Below are 26893 nucleotides of genomic sequence, written 5' to 3' on the forward strand. Positions count from 1 at the left end.
AAGATGTTACAGGATAACTGTGTAAACGGGTTCTATTTCAAGTAAATAAAGAAAGGCCCTCCTTTCGGAGAGCCTTTTCACTGTACTATAGATTTTAGAACAAACTGTCTTACCTACCCGCTGCTGCATTCGATTCAGGCACACGATTCGACTTGTCTCTCCAAAGCTCCTCCATCTCTTCAAGGGATTTCCCTTTCGTTTCAGGAATCATTTTCCATACGAACAGGAAGGACAAGAGACTCATCAGACCATAGAAGCCGTACGTAAATGCGCCACTGAACTCCATCATTGACGGATAAGTTGCAGAGATGAAGAAGTTGGCAGCCCACTGTGCCGCAACGGCAACAGCCACCGCTTTCCCCCTAATTTTATTAGGGAAAATCTCCGATATCAGCACCCAGCAAATTGGCCCCCACGACATCATAAAGGATGCGGTGTAGATGATTATGAATACCAGCGTACTGATGCCGATGATTTCATAATAAGCAAGACCGGCAATGGCAAACATACCTATGGCCATTCCTATGGAGCCCACCATCAACAGTGGTTTTCTACCCCATCTGTCTACAGTCAGGATGGCGACAACAGTAAAGATCACGTTTATTAAGCCCATTACCACAGTTTGTAGCATGGAGGCATCTTTACCAGCGCCCATACTTTCAAAAATTCGTGGTGCATAGTATAGCGCAACGTTGATGCCCACAAACTGCTGGAAGACAGAAAGCAGAACACCAATCACAATCACTGTTTTCCCGTAGGAAAGCAGCTTACCGGAATGATGCTGCACAGTATTCTTTATCTCAGCAAAAATTTCTTTTGCACGATGCCTGCCATTTACTTTTGACAAGATTTCTAATGCTTCATCATCTCTGCCCGCCATGCTCAGGTATCTCGGAGTTTCAGGTACAAAAAACAATAAGACTCCGAATAAGCCTGCCGGAATAGCCTCAGATAAGAACATCCGTCTCCAGCCTACATCGTTAAGCCACTCAACAGACTGTCCGCTGGCAATGCCCCAGTTAACGAAATAGACCACTAGCATACCAAAGATGATGGCAAACTGGTTAAGTGAAACCAATCGGCCACGCATGTTGGCTGGCGCTATCTCTCCAATGTATACCGGTACTACAGCGGAGGCCAGGCCTACACCTATTCCACCTATTATTCTGTAAAAATTGAACATGTAAAGCAAACCCATAGTAGGCTCGCCCTCCTCAAAGAACAAAAATTCCGGGTAGCCAGACCCTAGGGCGGACAAAAAAAACAGTACTGCCGCCAGAATCAAGGTTTTCTTCCGGCCTATCCCGGACGCAAAAACGCCTGAAATGGCACCGCCTATGATACACCCTATCAAGGCACTGGAAATAGTAGCGCCATGCACCCAAGTACTAAGTCCCAGTCTATCTACCAGGAAAATCTGCACCGATCGCTCCGCGCCTGAAATAACGGCAGTGTCGTACCCAAAGAGTAAACCACCCAGCGTCGCAATTAAAGTAATCCCGGCGATGTAGGGAATATTCTGCCCCGCCGTTTCTTTTTCGTTCTTTATCATAATGAACTGGGAAAGGTATATTTAAAGGTGGTAGCGCTTAGATGTAGCGGTTTACTACGTTCTCCAGGTACTCCTGTCTTCCGCTCTTCACCTCAGGCTCGCCGTTCTCAACTGCGTACTGGCGCAAATCTTCCAGCGTCAGCTTGCCTTCTTCGAAAGCCTTACCTTTGCCGCTGTCAAAAGAAGCATACCGGTCCTGACGCACCTTCTTGTAATCAGACTTCTGAAGGATGTTGTCTGCCGTGATAAGTGCTCTGGCAAATGTGTCGGCACCTCCAATGTGTGCATAGAACAGGTCAGCCGAATCAGTAGAGTTTCTTCTGATTTTAGCGTCGAAGTTCACACCGCCACCCTGTACACCACCGGCCTCCAGGAACACCAGCATCGCTTCCGTCAGTTCGTTCAGGTTGTTCGGGAACTGGTCAGTATCCCAGCCGTTCTGGTAGTCACCGCGGTTCGCGTCGATAGAGCCCAGCATGCCGGCATCAGCAGCCACTTGCAGCTCGTGCTGGAACGTATGGCCAGCCAATGTGGCGTGGTTTACCTCGATGTTTATTTTAAAATCATTCAGCAGGTCATACTTGCGAAGGAAACCGATAACGGTAGCAGAGTCATAATCATACTGGTGCTTGGTTGGCTCCATAGGCTTCGGCTCGATAAAGAACGTGCCTTTGAAACCTTGCTTGCGGGCGTAGTCTTTTGCCGTATGCAGGAAACGGGCTAGGTGATCCTGCTCACGCTTCATCTCCGTGTTCAGCAACGTCATGTAGCCTTCGCGGCCACCCCAGAACACATAATTCTCACCGTCCAGTGCGATAGTAGCATCCAGTGCCGCTTTTACCTGTGCAGAGGCATGTGCTAGTACATGGAAGTCCGGGTTAGTAGAAGCACCGTTCATGTAACGCTGGTGCGAGAATACATTGGCTGTTCCCCAAAGTAATTTCACACCGCTCTCCTGCTGCTTCTGTTTGGCATACTCCACCATTGCCTGCAAGCGTCTCTCGTTTTCAGCGATGTCGTTGCCATAGTCTACCACATCCACATCATGGAAGCAATAGTATGGCATGTTCATCTTTGTGATGAATTCGAAAGCCGCATCCATTTTATCTTTTGCTCTTTCAACAGGGTCTGACTTCTCATCCCAGGCGAACTGCAGCGTCGGGCCACCAAACGGGTCTGCACCGTTGGCATTAAACGAGTGCCAGTAAGCCACTGCAAAACGCAGGTGGTCTTTCAGTGTCTTCCCTGCTACTACTCGGTTTTCGTCGTACCAGCGGTAAGCCAGTGGGTTATCAGATTCCGGACCTTCAAACTTTATCTGTCCTACACCTTTAAAGTATTCTTTTTCTCCTATCAATGGATTTGCCATGGTTAATGTATTAAAGTTTGTGTATTGAATTTTTATATTTAATTTATTTCCTGTCAAGCTGAGCGTTCAGAAGTGTTTTCCACTCCTGGTAAATAGGCTCATACGCTGCGGTAGCCTGCGGCTCTATCAGTCTGACCGGTTTAAAGTTGCTGAATGCCTCTTCCGGCGAGGCAAATACCGTAGCGCCTATACCGGCACCCAAAGCAGCGCCTACACTGCCATCGTTCTGGTAAAGCTCTACCGGCACATTGGTAGCATCCACAAAAGCCTGTGCAAACAGCGGACTCAGGAACAGGTTGGCCTGCCCCGCCCGAATCACCTTCGGATTCATGCCGTTCTCCCGCATGATGTCCAGGCCATAGCGGAAAGCGAAGACAATACCCTCCTGCACCGCCCTGAAAATGTGGGCCTGCGTGTGCAGGTTCAGGTCGATGTTGTGGAAATGTACCCCCACCATTTTGTTGTTAAGCATTCGTTCTGCACCGTTTCCAAAAGGCAGGATGCGCAGCCCATTACTACCGATGGCTATCTTCTGGGCTGCCTCATTCATGGCCACATAGCCCTTGCCAGCGCTGATGTTGTTCTTTACCCAGCTGTTGAGAATGCCCGTGCCGTTGATGCACAGCAGCACGCCCACCCGCTTCTCGTTAGTGGCATGGTTTACGTGCGCAAAGGTGTTCACCCTTGACTGCTGGTCGTACACCAGTTGGTCGCTTACACCATATATCACACCCGAGGTACCCGCTGTGGCGGCCACCTCGCCGGGCTTCAGCACGTTCAAAGACAGCGCGTTGTTCGGCTGGTCACCGGATTTATAAGTCACCGGAATACCTGCTTTTAAACCCAACTCGCTGGCAATATCCTGCTTCACCTGGCCGTGTTCCGAAAAAACAGGCTTTATTTCCGGAATAAGCGACTTCTCGAACTTGAAGTGCTGAATAACATCTTCCGAGAGCGCATCTTTCTTAAAGTCCCAGAAAACGCCTTCTGATAGCGCGGATGGGCTGGTGGTAATCTCGCCGGTCAGCTTCATGGCGATGAAGTCGCCTGGCAGCATAATTTTAAATATCTTGCTGTAAGTCTCCGGTTCATTTTCCTTTATCCAGGCCAGTTTGGAGGCGGTAAAATTACCCGGTGAGTTGAGCAGGTGCGACAAACTTTTCTCGTGCCCTATGGCATCAAAGGCTTTGTTGCCGATTTCCACGGCACGGCTATCACACCAGATGATGGAATCGCGCAGCACGTTCTGCCCCTTGTCTACCACTACCAGGCCATGCATCTGGTAAGCTATGCCAATGGCGCTGATGTCCTCAGGGTTGTAATTACCAGTGGCGTTTGCCTTGCGGATGGCCTGCTTCGCATGCTCCCACCACATCTCCGGCGATTGCTCTGCCCAGCCCGGCTGGATGGAGGTGATGGCGGTTTCTGTGTCAGGGTACTGCGCCGCAGCAAGCGTTTTCTGCGACTGCGCATCTACCACCGACACCTTAATGGAAGAAGTACCTATGTCTATACCTAATAATAACATATTTGCTTTCGTTTACACAGCTTATCGTTTTCTACTACTGTTTGTCAAATTTATGCCAGCCTTTATGCCAACGTTGGCATAAATTTGACAACTTTTACTTAAATTAACAAGTGTTTACTTACTTAATCTTAAATAAGTGTAGCAAAAACACCTTTTTTTAACTGCGAAAAAAATAAAAGAAGTTTTACATTTGCTAACTCCCTATTTCTGATTTTTAGTAGAAGCCGTTGAAAAAAGTTACCATACAGGATATCGCCAAAGAGCTGAACATCGCCTTTTCAACTGTAGCCCGTGCACTAAATGACCATCCTGCCATTAGTGAGGGTACTAAAAAGCTGGTGCGGGAAACAGCTCAAAAGCTTAATTACCGCCAGAACAAACTGGCCTCCTCTCTCCGCTCCGGCCACAGCTATACCATCGGCATCATAATTCCCAGCCTGGATGTTAGCTTCTTCAGTTCGGTGGTGCATGGTATCGAAAAAATCATGAACGAAAACGGTTACAGCATCCTGCTCTACCAGTCGAATGAGTCTTTTGAAAGCGAAAAGAAAGGAATAGAGACGTTCCTGAACTCCAGGGTGGCAGGCATTATTGCCTCTGTTGCGAAGGAGACGACCAGGTATGAACACTTTTCTGAAATTCAGAAGCGAAAAATCCCGCTTTTGTTTTTTGACCGTATTGCAGAGGCGCTTCAGGTGCCCTCTGTTACGATAGATGACTATAAAGGCGGCTTCCTGGCGACAGAACATTTGATCAGGCAAGGCTACAAACGCATTGTGCATATTACAGCCGGGCAAACTATCGGCATCTTTAAGGAACGACTGCGAGGTTACGTGGATGCTTTAAAGCTTTATGACCTGCCTGTAGATGAGAACCTCATACTATATGGAGACTTCTCGCTCGACTTTGGCCGCCAATGTGTGAAGAAACTATACCAGCAGAAAGTAGCCTTTGATGCTGTTTTTGCCCTCGAAGATTATACAGCAATGGGTGTGCTGCGGCAATTATTAGATTACAAAGTGCAGGTGCCGGAGGAAGTAGGGGTAATCGGTTTTGCCAATGAATCGTTTGGCGCACTGGTTACGCCCGGGCTTTCAACCATCGACCAGCAAACAGTGCCTATGGGAGAAGCTGCCGCTAAGCTATTTTTAAAAATGCTGCGGTCCGAGGATTTATATAATAACCTGCCGGAACGCATTGTGCTTGACCCACACCTGATTGTCAGAGGTTCCACAGATCGCCTGGCCTCTTCCTGGATGCACCTCCGTAACTCACCGGAAACAGGAACGCCTGAGGAGCAGTTTCTTTAGGAAACAATCCTCAGGCGCTTCTTCACCTCCTGATTTAGAGACCACAGAGGCTTGTTAAAACATCTTATTTCGTGGCAACTTCCAGCACGGCATTGTAAGCTGGCTTCGGCTGATACTGGCGGTCGAACAGCATTGGATAGCTGGTGCGGCCCCTAATCGGCCAGTTGTTCAGCCAGGAGTCATTGTCTGTCACGCCCCAGAAGGTAACACGGTCTATTTTATCGCTGTGCTTGCTGAACAGCTCAAAAAGTTCAGCGTAGCGCTGCGTCAGTTGCTGCTGCACAGAATCGGGTAGACCGGTGGTGTACACGTTGTACTTTTCATCAAAGTCAAAGGTAGCGTCAATGTCTGCGCCTGCTCTGCCACTAGGATTAGGCAATACATCAATGTCTACTTCGGTGAAAGACACTTTCACACCCAGATCAGAGAAAGCCTTGATGCTGGCCTCAATATCCTCTAAGGAAGGAGCCTCCAGGCCATAATGCCCCTGCATTCCAATGCCGTCCACTTTGATGCCTTTCTCCTGCAGGCTGCGTACCAGGCGTACCGCGCCATCACGCTTCGCAGGTTTCCAGAGGTTGTAGTCGTTGTAGTACAGCTGCATATCCGGATCGGCCTGGCGGGCAAACTCAAACGCTTTCGCCAGGTACTCTTCCCCAATTATCTCGTGCCATTTGCTTTTGCGGAGGGTTCCATCATCGTTCAGGGCTTCGTTCACCACATCCCAGGAATCAATCCTGCCTTTGTAGCGCCCGGCCACCGCGTTGATATGGTCTTCCATACGCTTCAGCAGCACTTCTTTGCTCACCGGGTTTCCCTGCTCATCCTCAAACACCCAATCTGGCGTCTGGTTATGCCATACCAGTGTATGACCTACCACAAACATATCGTTCTGCTCGCCTAAAGCCACATAGTTGTCTGCAGGCTCGAAATTATAGGTATCAGGTTTAGGATGTACTGATTCCCACTTCAGCAGATTCTCCGGGCTGATGGTGTTAAAGTGCTTTTCTATGAGGGTGACAGCCTGTGGATCTCTGCCACTTACCTGTCTGCCATTTAAAGCAGCACCAACATAAAATTCATCTTTATATGCTTCTTTTAAAGTAGCAGGAACCTCAGTATTTGTCTGCTCTGCCGTTGCCACGTCTGTATTTGCCTCGTTAGCGTCTGCACAGGAAGTTGCCAGACAAGCGGCCAGGAGAGAAGGAGCAATAAATGCTTTGTACAGTTTCATTTTTAAGGATTTTCAGTTTAAGTTGATTTTAATTTGCACAGGAAGCTGTTTATTAAAACCCAATGGAGTTACCGCCATCCACAGGCAGAACGGTTCCGGTTACATAGTTCGCTCCTTCTGTCGCGTAGAAGTAAACAGCATCCGCCACATCTGCCGGCACGCCAAGTTTGCCCATCGGTGTTCTGGAGAGTACTTTGTTCTTACGTTCCGGGTCATTGTTCAGCGCTTTGGCCGACATGTCGGTGGCGATGAAACCGGGTGCTACGCAGTTCACCCGGATACCTTCCGGAGAAAGTTCTACCGCCATGGCTCTGGTCATGCCCTCGATAGCAGACTTGGACGCGGTATAAGCGATTACTTTCGGAATACCATACTGTGAGGCCATTGAACTAATGTTGACAATTGTCCCTTGTTTCTGCGGCAGCATCACTTTCACCACTTCCCTGCTCAGCGAAAATATGGCGGTCACGTTTGTGAGGATGATTTTCTGGAAATCATCATCGGTTACCTCTGTGAAAGGCTTCTTCATGTTGATGCCGGCGTTGTTTACCAGGATATCAATTTTGCCGTACTCCTTCGCAATGCTTTCTACCAACTCAGGGATATCCTGTAGGTTACTTAAGTCGAAGGAAATAATGGAACACAGCTCACCAAAGGCTTCTTTGGCAGCATTCAGCTTTTCCTGGTTTCTGCCAATTACAATCGTGCGGATGCCGTTCTGCACAAATTTCTCAGCAATAGCGTAGCCAAGTCCGGATGCTCCTCCAGTTACAATCGCTACCTTTTGTTCTGATGTGGAATTTTCGTTCATATCTGATATAAGTGTCTTGATTAAATTCCGGGAACAAACTTCGGGTCCAGCTGCATGTAGTGCTCCAGTGAGTGCTCCGGCTCTTCCAGGCCTTTTGGTATCGGTCTTTTAGAGAAAGTCTGGAAGTAGAGCAGACATGCATCGCGCCACCACTTGGCCTCCTGTTCCTGAACAGCCAGTAGCATTTTCACATGGTTGAATCTTTCCTCGTCTATCATTCCCTCCACCGTATCCCAGGTTTGCTGCATCTGCCGCACGGTGTCTACGCCAGCGGAATAGCGGTAGGCCAGTTCATCCCAGAGTATTCTGCCTGAGTTCGTTTTATAATCCCAGGGCACGTGATGGAACCATAGCAGGTACTTCTCCGGCACTTTCTTTATGTTGGCAAACTGCTTCTGCACCGGCGGGAAATACTGCGCCACGGCGTTACTCCCTGTTTTGGTGCGGTCAAACCCAATCCCGTTTTCATCTGCCTGGTGGTAATAAACGGAGGTCCAGTCGGCGCGCGGCTTGTCTTTTATCCAGGGCCCCGGTCCGTAGTGGTGCGACCAGCCCATGAGGTGGTGCAGGCCAAGCGGCGTCATGTAATTCACAATGGCTTCGTGCGAGTTCAGCATCATCTTTTTTACAGGAGCCACAAATTGGTTATTATTCGTGAATGTCATCTTAATCCATTCGTCGGCTATTTCTTCGGAGGAAATGGAGTGGTCCCAGGCAAGGCGCCCGAAGGTATACCAGTTAGACTGTGCGAACTGGTGTCCTGTCCAGTTACGGTCGGTACCAATGTTGCTGACACCTGCTATGGCTGACAGCTGGTGGTTGTCCAGGGTGCCGTCCACTACCTTGGCTACTGTAGAGCCCTTGCCTTTGGCATATGTATCTGACTCCAGCACTTCTTTATACAGGGGGGCCAGGTAAGCCAAATTAGTGCCCTGCCCCAGGTACTCCTGCGTTATCTGGAACTCCATCATGAGCCGTGTGCTGGGCATGGCACCAAACAGCGGGTGAAAAGGCTCGCGTGGCTGAAAGTCGATGGCACCGTTCTTTACCTGCACCAGCACATTATCCCGGAACTTACCATCCAAGGGCTTGAACTCATTGAAAGCCTGCTTGTGGCGGTCATCAGGCGTATGCTCGCTGTACACAAAAGCCCGCCACATCACAATGCCGCCATGGGGTGCCACGGCATCGGCCAGCATGTTGGCGCCATCTGCCTGTGTCCGCTTGTAGTTGTGCGGCCCCGGCTGCCCTTCGGAATCGGCCTTCACCAGGTAGCCGCCGAAATCCGGAATATAGCTGTAAACTTCTTTTGTCTTCTCCTTCCACCAAGCCTGCACCTGCGGGTCCAGTGGGTCGGCGGTTTTCAGTCCGCCAATTTCAATCGGGGCACTGAAGCGGGCGGTGAGGTATACCTTAATGCCATAAGGTCGGAAAGCATCTGCAAGGGCTTTTACTTTTACCAGGTATTCCTTTGTGAGGACGAGGGCATTGGCATTCACGTTCGTCAGCACCGTGCCATTGATACCAATAGAGGCATTCGCACGGGCATAATCCAGGTAACGCTGGTCGATATAGCCTGGTAGCCTGTGCCAGTCCCAGAGCGAGAAGCCGGCATATCCCCGTTCTACGGTTCTGTCCAGGTTATCCCAGTGGTTCAGCACGCGGTGCCGGATTTTGGGGGCACTTGCAACAGATAGATTGCTGACATCCTGTTGCATCTGGAGAAGCCTTAAGAGGTGGAAGGCACCGTATAAAACGCCCACATCCGTATTGGCGGCAATGGCGGTGCTTTTCTTTCCGTTGATGTTCGTGGTCAGCAGCAGGTAGCCATCCTGCCCCAGCGGCTTCAGCCTGTTCTCTAACTGCAGTGATTTTATGAGCGGCGAATTAGCTGGCGTGCCTGCCACAAGCGCTCCGGCTTGTGTCGGTCGCTGAGAGATAGGTACTTCTTTACCCAGCAAGCCACTCAAACCGTTTTTCAGTTCCTTTTGCGCCACCAGCAGGGTAGGTGAATTCCCTTCCAAAACTATCTCCGTCAAGGCTTGCTGATAGCCGTTCAGTTTAGCTGCATTCTCTATCTTATCATACCGCTGCCACAGCCTGTACCCGTCATCGGCATGCAAGGAATCAGTTACAAATAAGAGCAACAGGAGCGGTAGAATTAAAATAAACTTATTTCTCATATCAAGATTAGTGATGGCTATCAGCCTTTAGCTTTTCAGCTATTACTAAATAAAATTATTACAGTGCTATATATACAGCAGACACGGGCCACCCTATACCTTCGTATTTCGAAGAGAAGACCCTCTTACAATTAAATCTGAATGCAGGGTAACTGTATTCGTGATGCTGATGTCAGACAAGGCATCCAGGTAATTAATGAGGCTTCTTACACCTACCTCACCCATTTCATAACCAGGATAGTTGATGGTAGTCAGGTCCGGCTCCACTACCCTCGTGATGGGGTCGTTGTTAAAGCCGACAAGGGCAATATCATCCGGTACTGCTACCCCCGCCTGCTTCAGAGCCTTCATGCAGTTTACGGCACAGAAATCATTAGCAACAAACACGCCATCCGGTCTCGGGTCCATTTGCAGCATCAGCTCAGCAGCTTTCACGCCCGCTTCTTCCGTCAGGTCGTTGGTGATGACGAGAGACTCGTCAAAAGGCAGGTTGTGGTCTATCAGCGCGTACCTGTAGCCCTTTAAACGGTTGGCGTACACGTTGATTTTAAGGTTTCCGCTTATGTGGACAATTCTCCTGCACCCTTGCTCTATCAGGTGGGTGGTGGCCTTATAAGCGGCCTGCACATTGTCTATTACGATGCTGGTGCTTTGCTTATGCTCCGCCACCCTATCGTAGAACAGCACCGGGATGCCCTTTTTGAAGAATGGCTCGAAGTGGTCGATATTCTCTGTATCGTGCGCCAGGGAGACCAGCAGACCGTCTACCCTGCTGTTGAACATGGTTTTAGCGTTTGCTATTTCTTTCTGCGCCGTTCCCATCGACTGGCTGATGATCAGGTTATACCCCGCCTCGTTTGCCACCTTCTCCATACCAGCCATTACTGACGACTGAAAGTTACTGTTCAGGATGGGAACGATCACGCCGATAGTATTAGTACGCTGCCGCCGCAGGTTACTGGCAAACATGTTAGAGCGATACCCCAGTTGTGCTGCTTTGTCGAAGATCAGTTTCTTGGTTTTCGTGTTTACGGCTGGGTGGTCGTTCAATGCTCTGCTCACAGTTGTAGGCGACACACCTACTCCCTTCGCTATATCATAAATGGTTATTTCCTTGTCCATTTGTAAATTTTATTAACCTTAGGCCGGAATCGATTTTAACGCTTCTATACTACATCTGTACTACAACACCTTACACAGCAATCTGCTTTCCTTACAAGAAGCACTGCTCCGGCTCCACAGGTTAAAGATAAGTGCTTATGCTCGTTTATATAACTGGGAAGCATAAACAAAACATTCAAGGCAAAGCTTATTCAAGCGCTCATCCCCCTACAGTGCTTTCGCCTCAAAATATAACCTGGCAAAACAAATTTATGAAATCGGTTGCAATTACCAAAATATATATTCAAGTTTACAACAGTGAGCAGTTACTTACTAAAACATCCCAGTATGATGCATTTAAAGCGATTTTACATATATTGCCTTTAAGTTCAGTCATTTAACAAGCTCTTACTAAGCTCAAAAAGAAAGCCAATGCATCGGTAATAACGGCGGCAGGCAAAGTAACATATTAATAACCTGTGTGAACGCACACAGGGTTTGAAATGAAACAATATTTCATTTCAAACCCTGCTTATTACTATTAACCAGAAAAGCGTTTCTTCCTGAGAAACGACTTCTCTGCACCTCCTTTTCTATTCAGAATACCAGTACATCATCAGTATTAGCATATTTTTCGGAAACCATATGTCTAACTTCCAAAATAAGAAGGCAATGCCCAACATTGAAAACGCTATCAACAGGAGAAATTTCATTAAGGCCACTGCAACAGGAGCTTTAACCACTTCACTGGGAATAAATGGTTTCCCAACCATTGTGCCAGCGTCCGTTTTTGGCAAGAATTCGCCTAGCAACCGAATAAACGTCGGCGCTATTGGCACGGGCCGTATCTCTCTTGGCCATGATATGCCGGGAGTGATGCAGTATGACACTGCCAGGATAACAGCTGTTTGCGATGTAGACAGCAAACGGGCGGAGGCCGGCAAAGCGTTTGTAAACAACTATTACACGAAAAAAAATGGGAAGGCGTATGATGGGGTAAGGGTTTACACCGATTTCCGGGAGCTCATTCAGAACAAAGACATTGATGCCGTCATCATCAGCACGCCCGACCACTGGCATGCTCCCATCGCTATTATGGCAGCCGAGGCAGGAATGGATATTTACATGCAAAAGCCGGCTTCTCTCACCATCAGCGAAGGCAGGGAGATGAGCAATGCTGTCCACCGGACAGGCCGCATTCTGCAGATAGGCAGCCAGCAACGCTCTTCACCGCAGTTCCGCTATGCTGCCGAGTTGGTGCGCAACGGACGGATTGGCCAGCTTAAAACAGTATCGATTGGTTTACCAGGCGACCCGGGCGGAAATGAAGAGCCTCCGATGCCTATTCCGGAAAACCTGAACTACGACATGTGGCTGGGCACTACGCCCTATGTTTATTATACAGAAAAGCGGGTGCATCCCCAAGACAGCATTGAGGCCAGGCCCGGCTGGCTGCGTTGTGAGCAGTTTGGCGCGGGCATGATTACAGGCTGGGGCTCCCACCACATCGACAGTGCGCATTGGGCCATGGATACAGAATACACCGGCCCCATAGAGGTATCAGGATGGGCAGAGTACCCTACCTCCGGCCTGTGGGATGTACATGGCAAATTTCAGACAGAGGCCTTGTATGCGAACGGGGTAAAAATGATCGTCAACAACGAATTCGAGAACGGGATTAAGTTTGAAGGCACCGACGGATGGATATTCGTTACCCGTGGGGATTATGCCGCTACAGCCAGCGACCCGGTGTCCAGCAAAAAAGGGAGCAAAGCCCTTACCGCCAGTAATCCCAAAATCGTCACTTCAGTCATCGGCCCGAACGAGATTCATTTAACTGATAGCAAAGAACACCATGGCAATTGGCTGGAGTCTATACAAACCCGTAAACCTCCCATCGCCCCGGTGGAAGTAGGTCATCGCTCCTGCTCTGCCTGCCTCATCCATCAGATTGCCATGAAGCTGAAGCGAACCGTGTACTGGGATCCGATCAAAGAGCGCTTCAGGAATGATGACGAGGCAAACAGCATGTTATCAAGGCCGCAGCGGTCACCGTGGGCTATAGGTTAGGCAGCTGTTTTTAATCGGATTAAACGCATATCAAATCATGAAACAGTTCTACTGCTTTGTCCTCCTTTTTTTCTTGTTATCAGGAACCTTGGCGTCATTTACCAGGGCACAACCTACCCGTAACGTTGACTGGAAAAAAGTAAATGTGCTGGTGTACACTAAAAACGGGAAGGGCTATGTGCACGACAACATTCCGAACGTTGTAAAGGCCATACAGAAGCTTGGCCAGGAAAAAGGTTTTAAAGTAGATGTGACAGATGACCCAACAGCTTTTACAGAAAAGAACCTGCAGCAATACACTTTTCTCATGTTCCCCAGCACCAACAACGATGTGTTTGACACGGATGAACAACGCGTAGCTTTTCGCCGGTACATCGAAGCGGGAGGAGGTTTTGTAGGCCTGCATTCTGTTACGGGCACCGAGCGGAACTGGAAATGGTTTAAGACGATGGTGGGAGGCACTTTTTTATGGCATGCCAGTTTCCAACCATTCAAGGTGAAGGTGATTGATAAGGACCATCCTACGGTTCAGGGTTTGCCGGAAGTATGGGAAAGAGCAGACGAATGTTATTTTGCCAAAGAACTATACCCGGGAATTAAAGTTGTGATGGCACATGATTTAAGCTCTTTAGATAAAAAGGAAGAAGAAAAAATTAAAAGCGCCTCCGCCCCTTTCGCAGACTACTATCCTGCCGTCTGGTACCAGCATTTTGACGGTGGCAACATCTGGATAACTACTTTAGGACATGATAAGAAATCTTATGAAGATCCGGTTTTCATAAAGCACATCCTGCAGGGAATGCATTTCGTAGCGAGCCAGAGCAAGAAAGTAGATTTCACGAAAGCGTACGCCACCGCTAAAGACACTCCTCTTCCCTAATTCAGTTCTTATTCTTCGCTTATGCTAAAAGGAATCTCCACTTTCACATTCACGGCGACAGCTTTATTTGTAATGACATCCTGCTCAACCAGAACACAGGACATTACTTCAGAAGCCGTTGCTGCTAATAATGAGACAACGATGGCTTCGCCAGGAAAAATCAAACTGATTACCCTCGATCCGGGACATTTCCATGCTGCACTAGTGCAGAAGAGCATGTATGCCAACGTAGATTCGGTGGTGCATGTCTATGCGCCCGCAGGAGACGATGTAGAGGAGCATCTCAAAAAAATAGAAGCTTACAATACCCGACCGGAAAACCCCACAAACTGGCAGGAGGAAGTATATACCGGGGAAGACTATTTTCAGAAAATGCTGGCCGAAAAGCCTGGCAATGTAGTCGTGCTGGCAGGGAACAACCAGAAAAAGACAGAGTACATTAAAACGTCAGTAGACGCCGGTTTGCATGTGCTGGCCGACAAACCAATGGCCATTGATACCGAAAGCTTCGGCTTACTCAAGGAAGCTTTTGCAGCTGCCGAAAAAAACGATGTGTTGCTCTACGACATCATGACAGAGCGCTATGAAATAACCACCATGCTGCAACGGGAGTTTTCGATGTTGCCCGAGGTTTTCGGAACGCTGCAGAAAGGCACTCCTGCTGACCCGGCAATTACGAAGGAAAGCGTACACCATTTCTTTAAATACGTTTCGGGTATGCCGCTGAAGCGCCCGGCCTGGTTTTTTGATGTGACACAGGAGGGGGAGGGTATTGTGGATGTTACCACGCACCTGGTAGACCTGGTACAATGGGAATGCTTTCCGGAGCAGGTTATTGATTACCAGCAGGACGTCAGGATTACGGACGCTCGCCGTTGGGCAACAAACCTAAGCTCCGCGCAATTCAGGCAGGTTACCGGAATGGCTACTTACCCGGCCTACCTTGCAAAAGATATAGCAAAAGACAGCCTGCTAGCGGTTTATTCTAACGGCGAAATCAACTATCAGGTAAAAGGCGTTAACGCAAAAGTGTCTGTTATCTGGAACTACAAAGCACCCGAAGGGGCCGGCGATACGCATTTCTCTGTAATGAAAGGCACAAAAGCCAATCTGGTGATTCGCCAGGGGCAGGAACAAGGGTATAAGCCCCAACTCACTATTGAGCCTGCCAGCGGCATCGATGTAGATGCTTTCGAGAAAACGCTGAAAGCGAACCTGGCTACTATACAGCAAAAGTACCCTGGGGTAGAAGTAAGCAGGGCCGGGAATGCCTGGATTGTAACTGCTCCGGAAAAATACCATGACGGCCATGAGGCACACTTCGCACAGGTAGCAGAAAAGTTTCTGGAGTATTTAGCAGCTGGCAAAATGCCGGATTGGGAAGTACCGAATATGATTGCAAAATATTATACCACAACAAAGGCACTGGAAATAGCAAAGCAAAAAGGCAATCCTACTTCCAGAAGGTAGCGTATGCTCCAGACACACAACCGGTTTATTTCGAAAGAGGCTTAACTACGTTCTATTTTTTCAAAACTATTCACCAGACAGCATTATGGATATGAAAAGCTCCCAGTCCGAACGTCGCAAGTTTATCAGAGACACCGTTACAACGGCAGCAGGCCTGGCTATGTTTTCAGCCTTGCCGCATGAAGCATTAGCCTCCCCGGAATACTTGGTTTCTAAACCGCTGGGTGAGCAGGAAACCAGTAGCGGAAATACGGCAGCCCCGCGTATCCGCTTCTCTGTTATTGGCATCAACCATGGGCATATATATGGCCAGGTAGAGGCGGTGAAAAGAGGCGGCGGAGAGTTTATTTCCTACTATGCGAAAGAGCCGGATCTTGTGGCAGCCTTTGCCAAACGGTTTCCAGAGGCAAAGCTTGTCCGCAACGAAAAGGAAATACTGGAAGACAATTCTATACACCTTGTGCTCAGCTCCATCATCCCCGATGAGCGGGCTCCGCTTGGTATCCGGGTCATGCGCCACGGCAAAGACTACATGGCAGACAAGCCCGGTATCACGACGCTGGAGCAACTGGCTGAAGTGCGCCGCGTGCAGAAAGAAACCAACCGCATCTACTCCATTATGTATAGCGAACGTTTCGAAAACAGGGCAACCGTGAAGGCCGGTGACCTGGTTAAAGCCGGGGCTATTGGCAAAGTGGTACAGACGATTGGACTGGGACCACACCGTATGAATGCAAAATCACGGCCCGAGTGGTTCTTTGACCGCAAGCATTTTGGCGGCATCATCACAGATATAGGTTCGCACCAGTTCGATCAGTTCCTGTACTTTACAGGTACTACCAAAGCCGACATCTTGGCGTCGCAGGTGGGAAACATAAATCATCCGCAATACCCCAAGTTTGAGGATTTTGGCGACGTGATGGTGCGCGGTGACGGCGGAACAGGCTACATTCGGGTGGATTGGTTTACGCCTGACGGGTTGAAATCGTGGGGAGACGGTCGCCTGACGGTTTTGGGCACCGATGGCTTCATCGAAATTCGCAAAAACATTGACATTGCCGGCCGGGACGGTGGCAACCATCTTTTCCTGACGGACAACAAAGAGACCCGGTACATTGACTGCAGCCAGGTGCCTCTGCCTTATGGTGAGCAGCTGGTAAACGACATTCTGAACCGCACCGAGACAGCCATGACACAGGAACATTGCTTTCTGGCGACAGAACTGGCACTAAAGGCACAGCATCAGGCTCAAATAATGAGCCTGAAAGCATGAAGTCTAAGGTTGCCTCTCAAAGAGCAGGCGCGTTAAGATGAAGAAGCAGTGGAAGTAGCAAGCACAGAGGCATAAGTTAACCACTCATGCCTGTTGAATCCTACTTTATGCTATTAGGAAAAAAATCTACGACACTTGCAGTTTGAATGCTGCCCTGGTAGTTTTGCTGACATTATTTTCAAAGAAGAGCAGCCTTAGGAAGAATAGCATTCCTGCGGCTCATCTCTTTGTAAGTCAACCTTCCGGAAAAAGTATGCGTGCCTTAGGCAGTTTACAGCTAACCTGAGCCTCGCCCCCGCTTGTAATCATTTTGTTTTTGTCCTGCACTATCCTACTTAGGTCTCTTTATAGCATTTTAATCCGCTGAGTAACGCTCCAAAAGCCCTACAGCCTTAAAGCTTTTGTCGCTTTACTTTTTCAGTATAAAAAACATTTGGAAAATTAAAATAAATAACTAAATTTCAGATACATAAAGAATAACTGATTACTCACTTATATAATAATCTATTAAGATTACTTTGTTTGTAGGAAATTCATATTATAGGTGCGGTAACGGAACCTGATGTCTCCTTCACCCTCTACAATCGATCCCAAAGTTTGATGTTCGAGAATGAAGATTGGCAGAAGTAGGTCGCTTCGACAAATGAAAATACATTAATTGCTCTTTTACCCCTATTTGTTCAGAAAAAGTGTAGCTAAAGCTTTACAATCGCATCAAATGGAAAGCAGCGAAGTTTTGATTAGAAAAATCAAATTCAAAACAAGCATAATCTATTTAATCTTGCTGTTGCATCATCTAAGTCAGATGTTAGCTGGTAGGTTCATATTTATTAGCTAAATATTTAAAATATTGACAGTTCGGGAACTAAGATTGCAGAAGAATAATGCTGTTGCAACTGCAATCGATTCCATTATTGCATGCTACCAAACCCTCTGCAGGAGGTGTCTGGCTTATTATTGCGTTTCAGAACCTGCTTAGCTTACCTGAATTGTTTCACATTTTCAATTACACCCTTTATAGTCAATGCTTTATTCATCTTAAACAAACAGTGCATGAAAAAATCTATACACTTATGGCAAGCCAGACTATGCCTCTTGCTTATCGGCATCGTGACGGGGAGCATGTTCTCGCCGGCAGCCTTTGCCACCGAAGCCAATCCTTTTGCGTGGCAGATTACCGGCAAAGTAACACTTAAAGGAGAGGCGCTTCCTGGTGTTGCGGTTGTTCTTAAAGGAACCACAGTAGGAACCTCTACAGACACTGAAGGGAATTACACACTCTCTGTGCCTGAATCTCCCGGCACCCTGATTTTCTCCTTTATCGGCACCACTGCCAAAGAAATGCCCTTTACCGGTCCGGCCACTATTAACGTGTCCCTGACCGAAGATTCTAAAGCACTGCAGGAAGTGCAGGTTGTAGGCTATGGTACTCAGAAGAAAAGCCAGGTAACCGGGGCTATTTCCTCCTTATCCTCCAGAGAGATAAGCGAAATGCCGATTACCAATGCCCGTCAGGCCATTCAGGGCCGGGCAGCCGGTGTAGACGTGGTACAGGCGGGAAGTAAACCGGGTGCCGGACCACAGATCCGTATCAGGGGCCGCCGGTCTTTCAACGCTTCCAACGACCCGCTATATGTAGTGGACGGCATTCCGCTTTCCGGTGGTATCGATGACATCAACCCGCAGGATATTGCCTCTATGGAGGTGCTGAAAGATGCTTCCGCCACAGCTATCTATGGCTCCCGGGGCTCCAACGGTGTCGTGATCATTACTACCAAAAGAGGGGTAGCGGGCAAAACTGTTGTAACGTATGATACATTTGTAGGAATTAACAGCCCCCTTGGAAGAGTTGAAGTACTTGACGGCCCAGGGTTTGCAGAGTATAAGCGGGAGTCAAGAAGAGCTATCGGTCAGTACCCCCTGGGGCCTGCCACCGACGAAGCTGATGAGAAAATATTTGAACCTGTAGAACTGGAGAGCATCCGGTCAGGCCGCAGCACTGACTATGTAGATGCCATGCTGCGCACCGGTATGATCCAAAGCCACCAGCTGGGCGTATCGGGGGGTAGCGAAAAAACGACTTTCAATATCTCCGGCAACTACTTCGAAGACAAAGGGGTAGTGAAAAAGCAGGATTTCTCCCGCTATACCTTCCGCGTTAACCTGGATCATAAAATAAATGACAAGTTAAGGGTGGGTACCTCTTCCCTGTTTGTGTATAGCATCCGGAATGGCGAGAACTTCAACCCACTAGGGGGAGCTTTTGCCGAAAACCCGCTGGGTAGGCCTTATAATGAAGACGGCACTATTAACTTTTTGCCGACAAACGATGGTTTGCGCACCAACCCGCTTGCCGAAATTGTGGACGGTGCACAGGTAGACGAAACCAAGCGCTACCGGATTTTCAACAGTATCTATGGCGAATGGGACATTGCAGAAGGCCTGAAGTACCGGTTAAACTTTGGACCGGACGTGACGGTAAGAAGAAGCGGCCGTTTTACAGGCTCGGAAACCAATGCGCGCCGGGGCGGAGCACCTACCGGAGGCGTTTATGAGGAGTTCGTCCTCAACTATACAATTGAAAACATCCTTACTTATAACAAGCAATTTAACGAGGTGCACAACCTGAACTTCACCGGACTTCAGTCTATTCAGAAAGACCGGTTTGAAAACTCTTCAATAGACGTGTTGGGAATACCGGACGAAAACCAGCAGTATTACCGGTTGGGTGATGCAAACCAGATTCTCGGGTCCAACACCGACCTCCGCACCTGGACGCTGCTATCGTTCATGGGCCGGGCTAATTATGACTATAAAAACAAGTACCTGCTCACCGCTACCATACGGGCAGATGGTTCTTCCCGATTCGGGGAAAACACTAAATTCGGCTACTTCCCCTCTGTAGCATTGGGCTGGAATCTTTCGGAGGAATCCTTTATGTCAGGAGTTAACTGGTTAGATATGGCCAAGCTACGCGTGAGTTACGGGGTAATTGGAAATACCGCTATTGACCCTTACCAGACACAGGCGCTATTGGGTCGCACGTCTTACGCCTGGGATAATACTCCTGCGTACGGTTACCGTCCCAACACCATTGGGAACCCAGACCTGAGGTGGGAAACATCCAAGACAGCCAATGCTGGCCTTGATTTCAGCTTGTTCAGTGGTAGGGTGTCTGGTAGTTTGGAATACTACGTAACAAACACCACCGCCTTGTTGGCGCCACAGCCGCTGCCAACCTCCATTGGTTTTGGTGGGTATTTTACAAACATCGGCCATACGCGAAACCAAGGAATTGAGGCAACAGTTACGACGGTGAATATTGACAAAGGAGACTTCACCTGGTCTACTGACTTTGTCTTCACCCGTAACCGTGAAGCCATCATTGAACTTGCCAACGGAAAAGTAGATGACGTAGCCGCCGGTCGCTTTATCGGGCAGCCCCTTTCGGTATTTTTTGATTACAGAAAGCTAGGGATATGGCAGGCAGATCAAGCCGATGAAGCTTTAATATACCAGGATCAAGTAGGACAAGTAAGAGTAGAGGACGTAAACAACGATGGCAAAATTAATGCGGATGACCGCCAGATCCTGGGCTCTGCCGTTCCGGATTTTGCCGGGGGTATTACGAACCGCATCACGTTCAAAAACTTTGACTTTTCCTTCTTTGTGTTTGGCCGGTACGGACAATTAATCAGAAGCCGTTTCCACGATAGCAACAACCTACTAGCTGGACGCTATAATAACCTTGCAGTAGACTACTGGACACCAAACAACCCCACCAATAATTTCCCACAGCCAGTTGTTACCCAGGAATTTCCTAAATACGCCAGTTCTCTGACCTATTTCGACGGTTCCTTCCTGAAGGTCAGAAACATCAACTTAGGCTATAATGTACCGGCTTCTTTTGCTTCCAAACTGCGGATGGAGAGCCTGCGGGTGTACACCAGCATTCAGCAACCCTTTATTTTCGCCTCATACCGCTCTAAGTACCAGGGTATAGATCCGGAGACATATGTAGACGGGGACCAGGGTGTAGGCGGAGGAGAGATAAACGCTAACGTAGCCCCTGCTACCAAAGTGTTTACCTTCGGTATAAATGCCAGATTTTAATTAAGACTAAACTACAGTAGCCATGAATTTACAGATAAATAAAAACAAAGCTTTGGGTTTGGCCAAAATCGGGCTTTTAGGGGTTCTCCTTATGGGTGCTCCATCCTGCCAAGACACCCTGAACGAGGAAGTAATTTCCCGGATAGGCAATGACTATATGAACACGGCCAAAGGTATAGATGATGCTGTGAACGCCGCTTATTCTTCTTTGAGAACCTGGTATGGCACGGAGCGGGGAAATAACTTCACCATATTCGGCACAGATACTTATACCAATGGGGCAGATGGAGGGTGGAAGTTTATGAATACGTACACCACCCAGTTCGATACGCAAAATGGACATGTAAGGGAACTATGGGATGAGCTTTACCGGGGAATCAATACCACGAACGCTGTCATAGATCGTGCTCCCGCTGTGACTGGCATGACAGAAGAGCTTAAGAAGCAGCGGATAGCAGAAGCTAAATTTATCCGGGCCCATCATTACTTTATCCTGACGCAATTGTTTGGCGGAGTTGACCTACGCCTGACAGAAACACTGTTACCCACCAAGGAAGTTACCAGATCTACGATAGCAGCGCAATACGAAGCGATCATCAGAGATTTGACAGAGGCTATTCCGGATCTGGAGGCATCAGCCAGAGCATCGCAATACGGCCGCGCCACACGTCCTGCCGCTGAGCACCTGCTGGGGAAAGTGTACCTGACCAAGGCAACTTCGGAAGCCAAAGCAGCTGATGATTTTTCCAACGCAATTCCGTTGTTTCAGAACGTAATCAACAACTATGACTTGCACCTTCTTCCTGATTTTGCTTCGGTGCACCAGCAAGGCAACGAGATGAACGATGAAGTCATCTGGTCTGTGCAGTATACCCGCGACCCACTAACGAACGGAGGGGGCAATAACTCCCACGTGTTTTTCCTGATGGAGTATGATGTCCAGCCTGGTATGCAGCGTGATGTGGTGAACGGCCGACCGTTCAAGCGCTATATGCCTACTGAATACACGCTCAACGAGATTTTCACAAACCGTGATATTGACAGCCGCTATAAGAAGTCCTTTAAAGATGTATATTACAGCAACAAACCTGGAACGTACAACACTTCCTTTGACACGACCAAGCCTTCTGTAACCTTTGCCGAGGGTGACACGGCCATTTACCTGCCGGGGTATGAAATGTCAGCGGAGGAAAGAGCGAAGAAGCCGTACCAGGTACTGGTACCCAGCCGGTACGACGAGCGTCTGTTCCCTGCGCTTACCAAGCACTTGGATGCTGGCCGCGTAGACCGGACACAGTTTGAAGGTGGTCGGGATTATATTGCTTTCCGCTTGGCGGATACCTACCTGATGCTGGCAGAGGCGCAGCTACAAGTTGGCCAGACCGCTGAAGCGGTTGAAAACATCAATATGGTACGTCGCAGAGCAGCGTGGCCTGGCAAAGAAAGCGAGATGGAAATCACAGCTGACCAGCTGGACATGGAGTTTATCATCGAAGAGCGGCCAAGAGAGCTGATTGGCGAGCAGATGCGCTGGCTGGACCTGAAGCGATGGGGTGTACTTATCGATAGGGTGAAGGCACACAACGAGGCAGCTGCGCCTAATATCCAGCCTCACCACGTGCTAAGACCGATTCCTCAAACGCAGATTGACCGTAGTGCTACTCCTTTTGAGCAAAATCCAGGGTATTAATTACAAAACTGTGTACCTTACTACACCGCCCCCTCCAAAAGAGTGGGCGGTGTTTTTTTATGGCCTCCTGACTATCGCCTACCTAGTAGCCAGAACAAAGAAAGTGGCTTTTATACCCATTGAGAAGGGGTGGAGTCGCAAGAGCGCGGCAGGAGCACCCTTCTTCGACCTAAAACCTCTTTTTCCCTCCTACATAAGCTACCATCGAGTTTAGAGCCAAAACTGGCAAAGTAACACCTCATGCTTTGTTGAGTTTCTGCAGCCTTACACCTGTACTGCAGAAGAAGGATTGATTCCTGGCTTTTACTTACTTTCAGCACTCTGAACCACCTCTTCCCCCTTTCACTGTCATGATCTTCCTATATCCTGCCTTGTCAGTAACCAATAAATCAGATATTCCGCAATCGGTTTCAAATGATATAGACCAAACCTGGACAAGCCCCTTCCCTTACGCTTCGAAGCCCAACACAGACCCAGTAAAGCATTCATCCAGCTATATACCTCTATAGCAGATACAAAACACTTCAAGCTTCTGCCACTCCACTGTAGGTTATGTTGGCTATAAGATGCTTTATGTCCATCAAAAAGTATCTATTCCGCAACTGTATGCTTCAAAAATCTCACAGGATGGAATTAGTTTCAAAACTATTCATGAAATCGGTTGCATTATTTGATTTATTTACTCAAGTTTACAAAAACAGTGAGCGGTTACTCATTTAATATGACAAATGCAGCTTATATATGCTACGATTTCACACAGGCAATAACACAACATAGATAACTCTATATCAACATGATATATAATTAAAAGAATTAAAGAACTACTCACTTTCGTCACAACAGGCAGCGATCTAATGCTATCAATAGTAGAGCGCAATTCGAAGAAAGCATAGGATTAACTTACACAACGCAGCTAAAACCATTGAAACCGATATCAAAAAAGTCAGCAAAGTTTTGGCATATACAGCCTCAGTTGTTGATACAGCTTGATAAAAACTCAAATGAAAACACCCAAACAAAACAGCCTATGCAGCCTTGCCAGCCTTCAGAAGGCAACAGAGACTGCTACTACTATGAACAGCCACTCCCCACCGCTTTAAGGCAGGGCAGCCTCCGCTTCCGGAAACTTAACCCTTAGACAGCAATACTTTCTCAACTCAAAAACCTAAATTATGAAATGCGATTTTAAACAAAACCTCCGATCAGTGACTTCGCTGGCACGTGTGCCCAAAGTCATTGGAGTTGCCATGATGCTTATGGCTTATCTGCTGGTAAGTGTACAGGCAATGGCACAGACTACAACGGTAACCGGTCGTGTTACAGACGCAGAAACAAACTCAGGACTGCCTGGCGTGACTGTCGTTTTGAAAGGAACATCAACCGCTGCACCTACAGATGTAGAGGGTAATTACTCCATCAATGTGCCCGACGGCACCGGTACTCTTGTATTCTCTTATATAGGCTACGAAAACCAGGAGGTCCCCATCAACAACCGCTCTACTATCAATGTGCAGCTCGGCACAGATGCTCAGGCACTGGAAGAGGTCGTAGTAGTGGGTTATGGCGTTCAGCGGGCAGAAGCGGTGACAGGTTCCGTTGCTTCAATAAGCGCAGAAGAGATTGCCAAAGTGCCATCCGGTAACATCACACAGGCCCTGCAAGGGCGTTTGCCGGGGGTGGAGTTTACACAGTCATCTTCTCAACCGGGTGCCTCCATGCAAATCCGGATTCGGGGCACACGCTCCATCTCCGGCGGAAATGACCCACTGGTGGTACTGGATGGTATCCCTTTTCCAGGGGCTATCTCCGACCTCAACCCGAACGATATCAAGAGCATTGACATCCTGAAGGATGCTTCGGCGACCGCCATTTACGGCTCGCGCGGCGCCAACGGTGTTGTATTAGTAACTACCAAAACAGGGAAAGCAGGTCAGAAGCCACAAATAAGCTACAATGGTTTTCATGGCGTGAAAAATGTTTTTGCCAAATATGACATGATGAGCGGGCCAGAGCTTTTTGCGCTGCGTCAGGCAGCCGGACAGTTTACAGGCCAACTAGGGGTAGATGAGGCTGAGGATGTAGACACCGATTGGCAAGACCTGTTATACAAAACCGGTATCACAACGAACCACGACGTAGGCGTTTCGGGTGGAACTGAGAAAGGCCGCTACAACTTCAGTGTAGGCTATTTTGAGGATGAAGGGGTGATTCCTACGCAGCAGTACACACGTTATTCTATGCGCGGTGGTATTGACCAGGAAATAGGAAAACGCTTCCGGGTCGGCTTCACCACATACAATAACTATAACAAGACAGAAGGCTCTAACGTGGGCCTGTACAATATACTAAGCTTGTCGCCTCTTGCCAGCCCGTATAATGCAGATGGCACATTGAAAAGAACCGTCCGGATGCCGTTGGATGAAACGTGGTTATATACAAGAGACATGTTAGAAGACGGTGGTTTGAGTGATCTATGGCTAAGCCAAACCAGGGCGTTTGCCACCTACAACACCATCTACGGCGAAGTGCAAATCCCGGGAGTGGAGGGATTAAAGTACCGTGCTAACCTTGGCTTGAATTACCGCCAAAGCCAGGGAGGCGCCTACACTGCAGCAGGGATAAATGCTGTTGACCCAAACACCTTTTCAACTGCTTCTGTCAGTAACGCACAAACAGTTAACTGGACCATTGAAAACCTGCTGACATACGATCGTACCTTTGCAGGGAAACATAACGTGAATGCAGTAGGGTTATACTCTGCCTCGCAAGAGCAATATGATAGATCACGCATAGCGGGAAGAGGTATTCCCTCCGACGCCTTCCAGTTCTTTAACATAGGACAGGCTACCGAAGAAATCACAGTTAACCCTGGCGACCAGCACTACTACAAGTGGGGCTTGTTGTCGTGGATGGGACGCGCCATGTACTCTTATGACGACCGTTATATGATAAGCGCTACCGTACGCTCTGATGGCTCCTCCAGGCTGGCCCCGGGTTATAAATGGAACACTTATCCAGCCGTTTCAGTTGGATGGAATATCGCCAGAGAGTCTTTTATGCAGGATGTGAGCCTTGTAAACATGTTGAAATTGCGTGTGGGCTACGGACAAACCTCCAACCAAGCCATTGACCCTTACTCTACCCTTGGGCTTTTGAGCACCAGGCCTTACAACTTTGGCCCAGATGATTATGCAACCGGGTACTATGTAACGCAACTGCCTAACCCTAATCTGGGATGGGAATATTCTAACACATGGAACTACGGATTGGATTTTGCCATCCTGAACAACCGCCTGTCTGGTACACTAGAGTATTATGTAACAAAAACCGAGGATATTCTGCTGAGCCTTGGCCTGCCTCCTACATCAGGTGTGAGCGGCTACACGGCAAATATAGGAGCAACTCAGAATAAAGGCTTGGAGCTTTCGCTTAATGGTGTGATTCTGGAAGACCTTAACGGCTGGACATGGGAAGCCGGTGTTAACATATATGGCAACCGCAACGAAATTACATCGCTTGCTTCAGGAGCAAGTGAAGATAGAGGCAACTGGTTGTTTGTAGGCCAGCCTATCAATGTTATCTACGACTATGAGCGGATAGGACTCTGGCAGGAGGAAGACCCATATCTGGATATCCTGGAGCCGGGTGGCAATGTAGGGATGATCAAGGTGAAATACACCGGTGATTACAACGCCGATGGTACGCCTGTAAGGGAAATCGGCCCCGATGATCGACAAGTCATGAATGCGAATCCAGATTTCCAGGGGGGCTTCAACACCCGCGTAGGTTACAAAGGATTTGACTTAACTGCAGTGGCAGCCTTTCAGAACGGCGGAATCCTCAACAGTACGCTCTACGGGGCGCAGGGCTACCTTAATTTGCTGAGCGGACGCCGTGGTAACGTGGCTGTAGACTACTGGACACCGGAGAACACGGACGCCAAATATCCAAATCCGGCAGGCATAAGAAGTGGCGACAATCCTAAATATGCCAGCACGCTGGGTTACTTTGACGCATCGTACCTGAAGATACGCACCGTCACACTTGGCTATAACTTCAACAGCAGCAACTGGCTGGAAAAAGTCGGCGTCAGTAATCTGCGGCTTTACGCTACAGCGCAGAATCCATTTGTAATGTTCTCACCTTACTACAGAGAATCAGGAATGGACCCTGAAACTAACTCATACGCTGACCAAAATGTGGCGGTAACAGGTGGTACTCCAAGCCGTCTGCTGACGATTGGCACGAACGCACCCGCTACACGCAACTACCTGATTGGTCTTAATGTGACATTTTAAAAAAAGACGAA

15 protein-coding genes are annotated in these 26893 nt (G+C 48.4%); 8 read left to right on the top strand and 7 right to left on the bottom strand.

Going from position 1 to position 26893, the window contains the following annotated elements; translation table 11 throughout:
• Nucleotides 1-109: 109 nt before the first annotated feature.
• From xylE to E1919_RS11110, 3 genes are read right to left on the bottom strand one after another with little or no spacing between them, the layout of a single operon-like run.
• Complete coding sequence (gene xylE / locus E1919_RS11100) at nucleotides 110-1552, bottom strand: D-xylose transporter XylE (RefSeq protein ID WP_162053471.1); 1443 nt, start codon at nucleotides 1550-1552, stop codon at nucleotides 110-112.
• A gap of 37 nt (nucleotides 1553-1589) precedes the next feature.
• Nucleotides 1590-2921: a xylose isomerase gene (xylA, locus tag E1919_RS11105; RefSeq protein WP_162053472.1), complete on the bottom strand. Its 1332-nt coding sequence runs from the start codon at nucleotides 2919-2921 to the stop codon at nucleotides 1590-1592.
• Between the two features lie 43 nt (nucleotides 2922-2964).
• Nucleotides 2965-4449, bottom strand: coding sequence for a xylulokinase (locus tag E1919_RS11110; RefSeq protein ID WP_162053473.1), 1485 nt, complete (start codon nucleotides 4447-4449; stop codon nucleotides 2965-2967).
• A 227-nt stretch (nucleotides 4450-4676) separates the two neighbouring features.
• On the opposite strand from E1919_RS11110, the gene E1919_RS11115 reads away from it, so the two are divergent.
• Complete coding sequence (locus tag E1919_RS11115; RefSeq protein WP_162053474.1) at nucleotides 4677-5759, top strand: LacI family DNA-binding transcriptional regulator; 1083 nt, start codon at nucleotides 4677-4679, stop codon at nucleotides 5757-5759.
• Between the two features lie 64 nt (nucleotides 5760-5823).
• Here the strand turns inward: E1919_RS11115 and E1919_RS11120 are convergent, their stop codons facing one another.
• The 4 genes from E1919_RS11120 to E1919_RS11135 all read right to left on the bottom strand — a co-directional run bounded on the left by E1919_RS11120 (nucleotide 5824) and on the right by E1919_RS11135 (nucleotide 11109).
• Entirely contained in the window at nucleotides 5824-6993 is a 1170-nt protein-coding gene (locus tag E1919_RS11120; RefSeq protein WP_162053475.1) for an endo-1,4-beta-xylanase, read from the bottom strand.
• 52 nt (nucleotides 6994-7045) lie between these two features.
• Entirely contained in the window at nucleotides 7046-7804 is a 759-nt protein-coding gene (locus tag E1919_RS11125; protein WP_162053476.1) for an SDR family NAD(P)-dependent oxidoreductase, read from the bottom strand.
• Nucleotides 7805-7824: 20 nt separating this feature from the next.
• A complete protein-coding gene (locus E1919_RS11130) occupies nucleotides 7825-9987 on the bottom strand; it encodes an alpha-glucuronidase family glycosyl hydrolase (protein WP_162053477.1) in 2163 nt (720 codons plus the stop codon).
• Between the two features lie 93 nt (nucleotides 9988-10080).
• Complete coding sequence (locus tag E1919_RS11135; RefSeq protein WP_162053478.1) at nucleotides 10081-11109, bottom strand: LacI family DNA-binding transcriptional regulator; 1029 nt, start codon at nucleotides 11107-11109, stop codon at nucleotides 10081-10083.
• Nucleotides 11110-11733: 624 nt separating this feature from the next.
• Between E1919_RS11135 and E1919_RS11145 the strand changes: the two genes are divergently transcribed.
• From E1919_RS11145 to E1919_RS11175, 7 genes are all read left to right on the top strand, one after another.
• On the top strand, nucleotides 11734-13158 hold the full coding sequence (locus E1919_RS11145; RefSeq protein ID WP_162053480.1) for a Gfo/Idh/MocA family protein: 1425 nt from the start codon (nucleotides 11734-11736) through the stop codon (nucleotides 13156-13158).
• An 88-nt stretch (nucleotides 13159-13246) separates the two neighbouring features.
• Nucleotides 13247-14038 carry a ThuA domain-containing protein gene (locus tag E1919_RS11150; RefSeq protein ID WP_237144264.1) on the top strand — a complete coding sequence of 264 codons (792 nt, stop codon included), beginning with the start codon at nucleotides 13247-13249 and terminating at the stop codon, nucleotides 14036-14038.
• 72 nt (nucleotides 14039-14110) lie between these two features.
• Nucleotides 14111-15508: a putative oxidoreductase C-terminal domain-containing protein gene (locus tag E1919_RS11155; RefSeq protein WP_202915902.1), complete on the top strand. Its 1398-nt coding sequence runs from the start codon at nucleotides 14111-14113 to the stop codon at nucleotides 15506-15508.
• Between the two features lie 91 nt (nucleotides 15509-15599).
• A complete protein-coding gene (locus E1919_RS11160; RefSeq protein WP_162053483.1) occupies nucleotides 15600-16781 on the top strand; it encodes a Gfo/Idh/MocA family protein in 1182 nt (393 codons plus the stop codon).
• A 1053-nt stretch (nucleotides 16782-17834) separates the two neighbouring features.
• The gene (locus tag E1919_RS11165; protein ID WP_162053484.1) at nucleotides 17835-20894 is read left to right on the top strand and encodes a SusC/RagA family TonB-linked outer membrane protein; all 3060 of its coding nucleotides are present in this window, start codon (nucleotides 17835-17837) and stop codon (nucleotides 20892-20894) included.
• A 22-nt stretch (nucleotides 20895-20916) separates the two neighbouring features.
• Entirely contained in the window at nucleotides 20917-22584 is a 1668-nt protein-coding gene (locus tag E1919_RS11170) for a RagB/SusD family nutrient uptake outer membrane protein (protein ID WP_162053485.1), read from the top strand.
• Nucleotides 22585-23756: 1172 nt separating this feature from the next.
• Nucleotides 23757-26882 (top strand): SusC/RagA family TonB-linked outer membrane protein, encoded by a 3126-nt coding sequence (locus tag E1919_RS11175; RefSeq protein WP_162053486.1) that lies wholly within the window; start codon nucleotides 23757-23759, stop codon nucleotides 26880-26882.
• Nucleotides 26883-26893: the final 11 nt, after the last annotated feature.

Source organism: Pontibacter pamirensis (assembly GCF_010015475.1).
Lineage (GTDB): Bacteria > Bacteroidota > Bacteroidia > Cytophagales > Hymenobacteraceae > Pontibacter > Pontibacter pamirensis.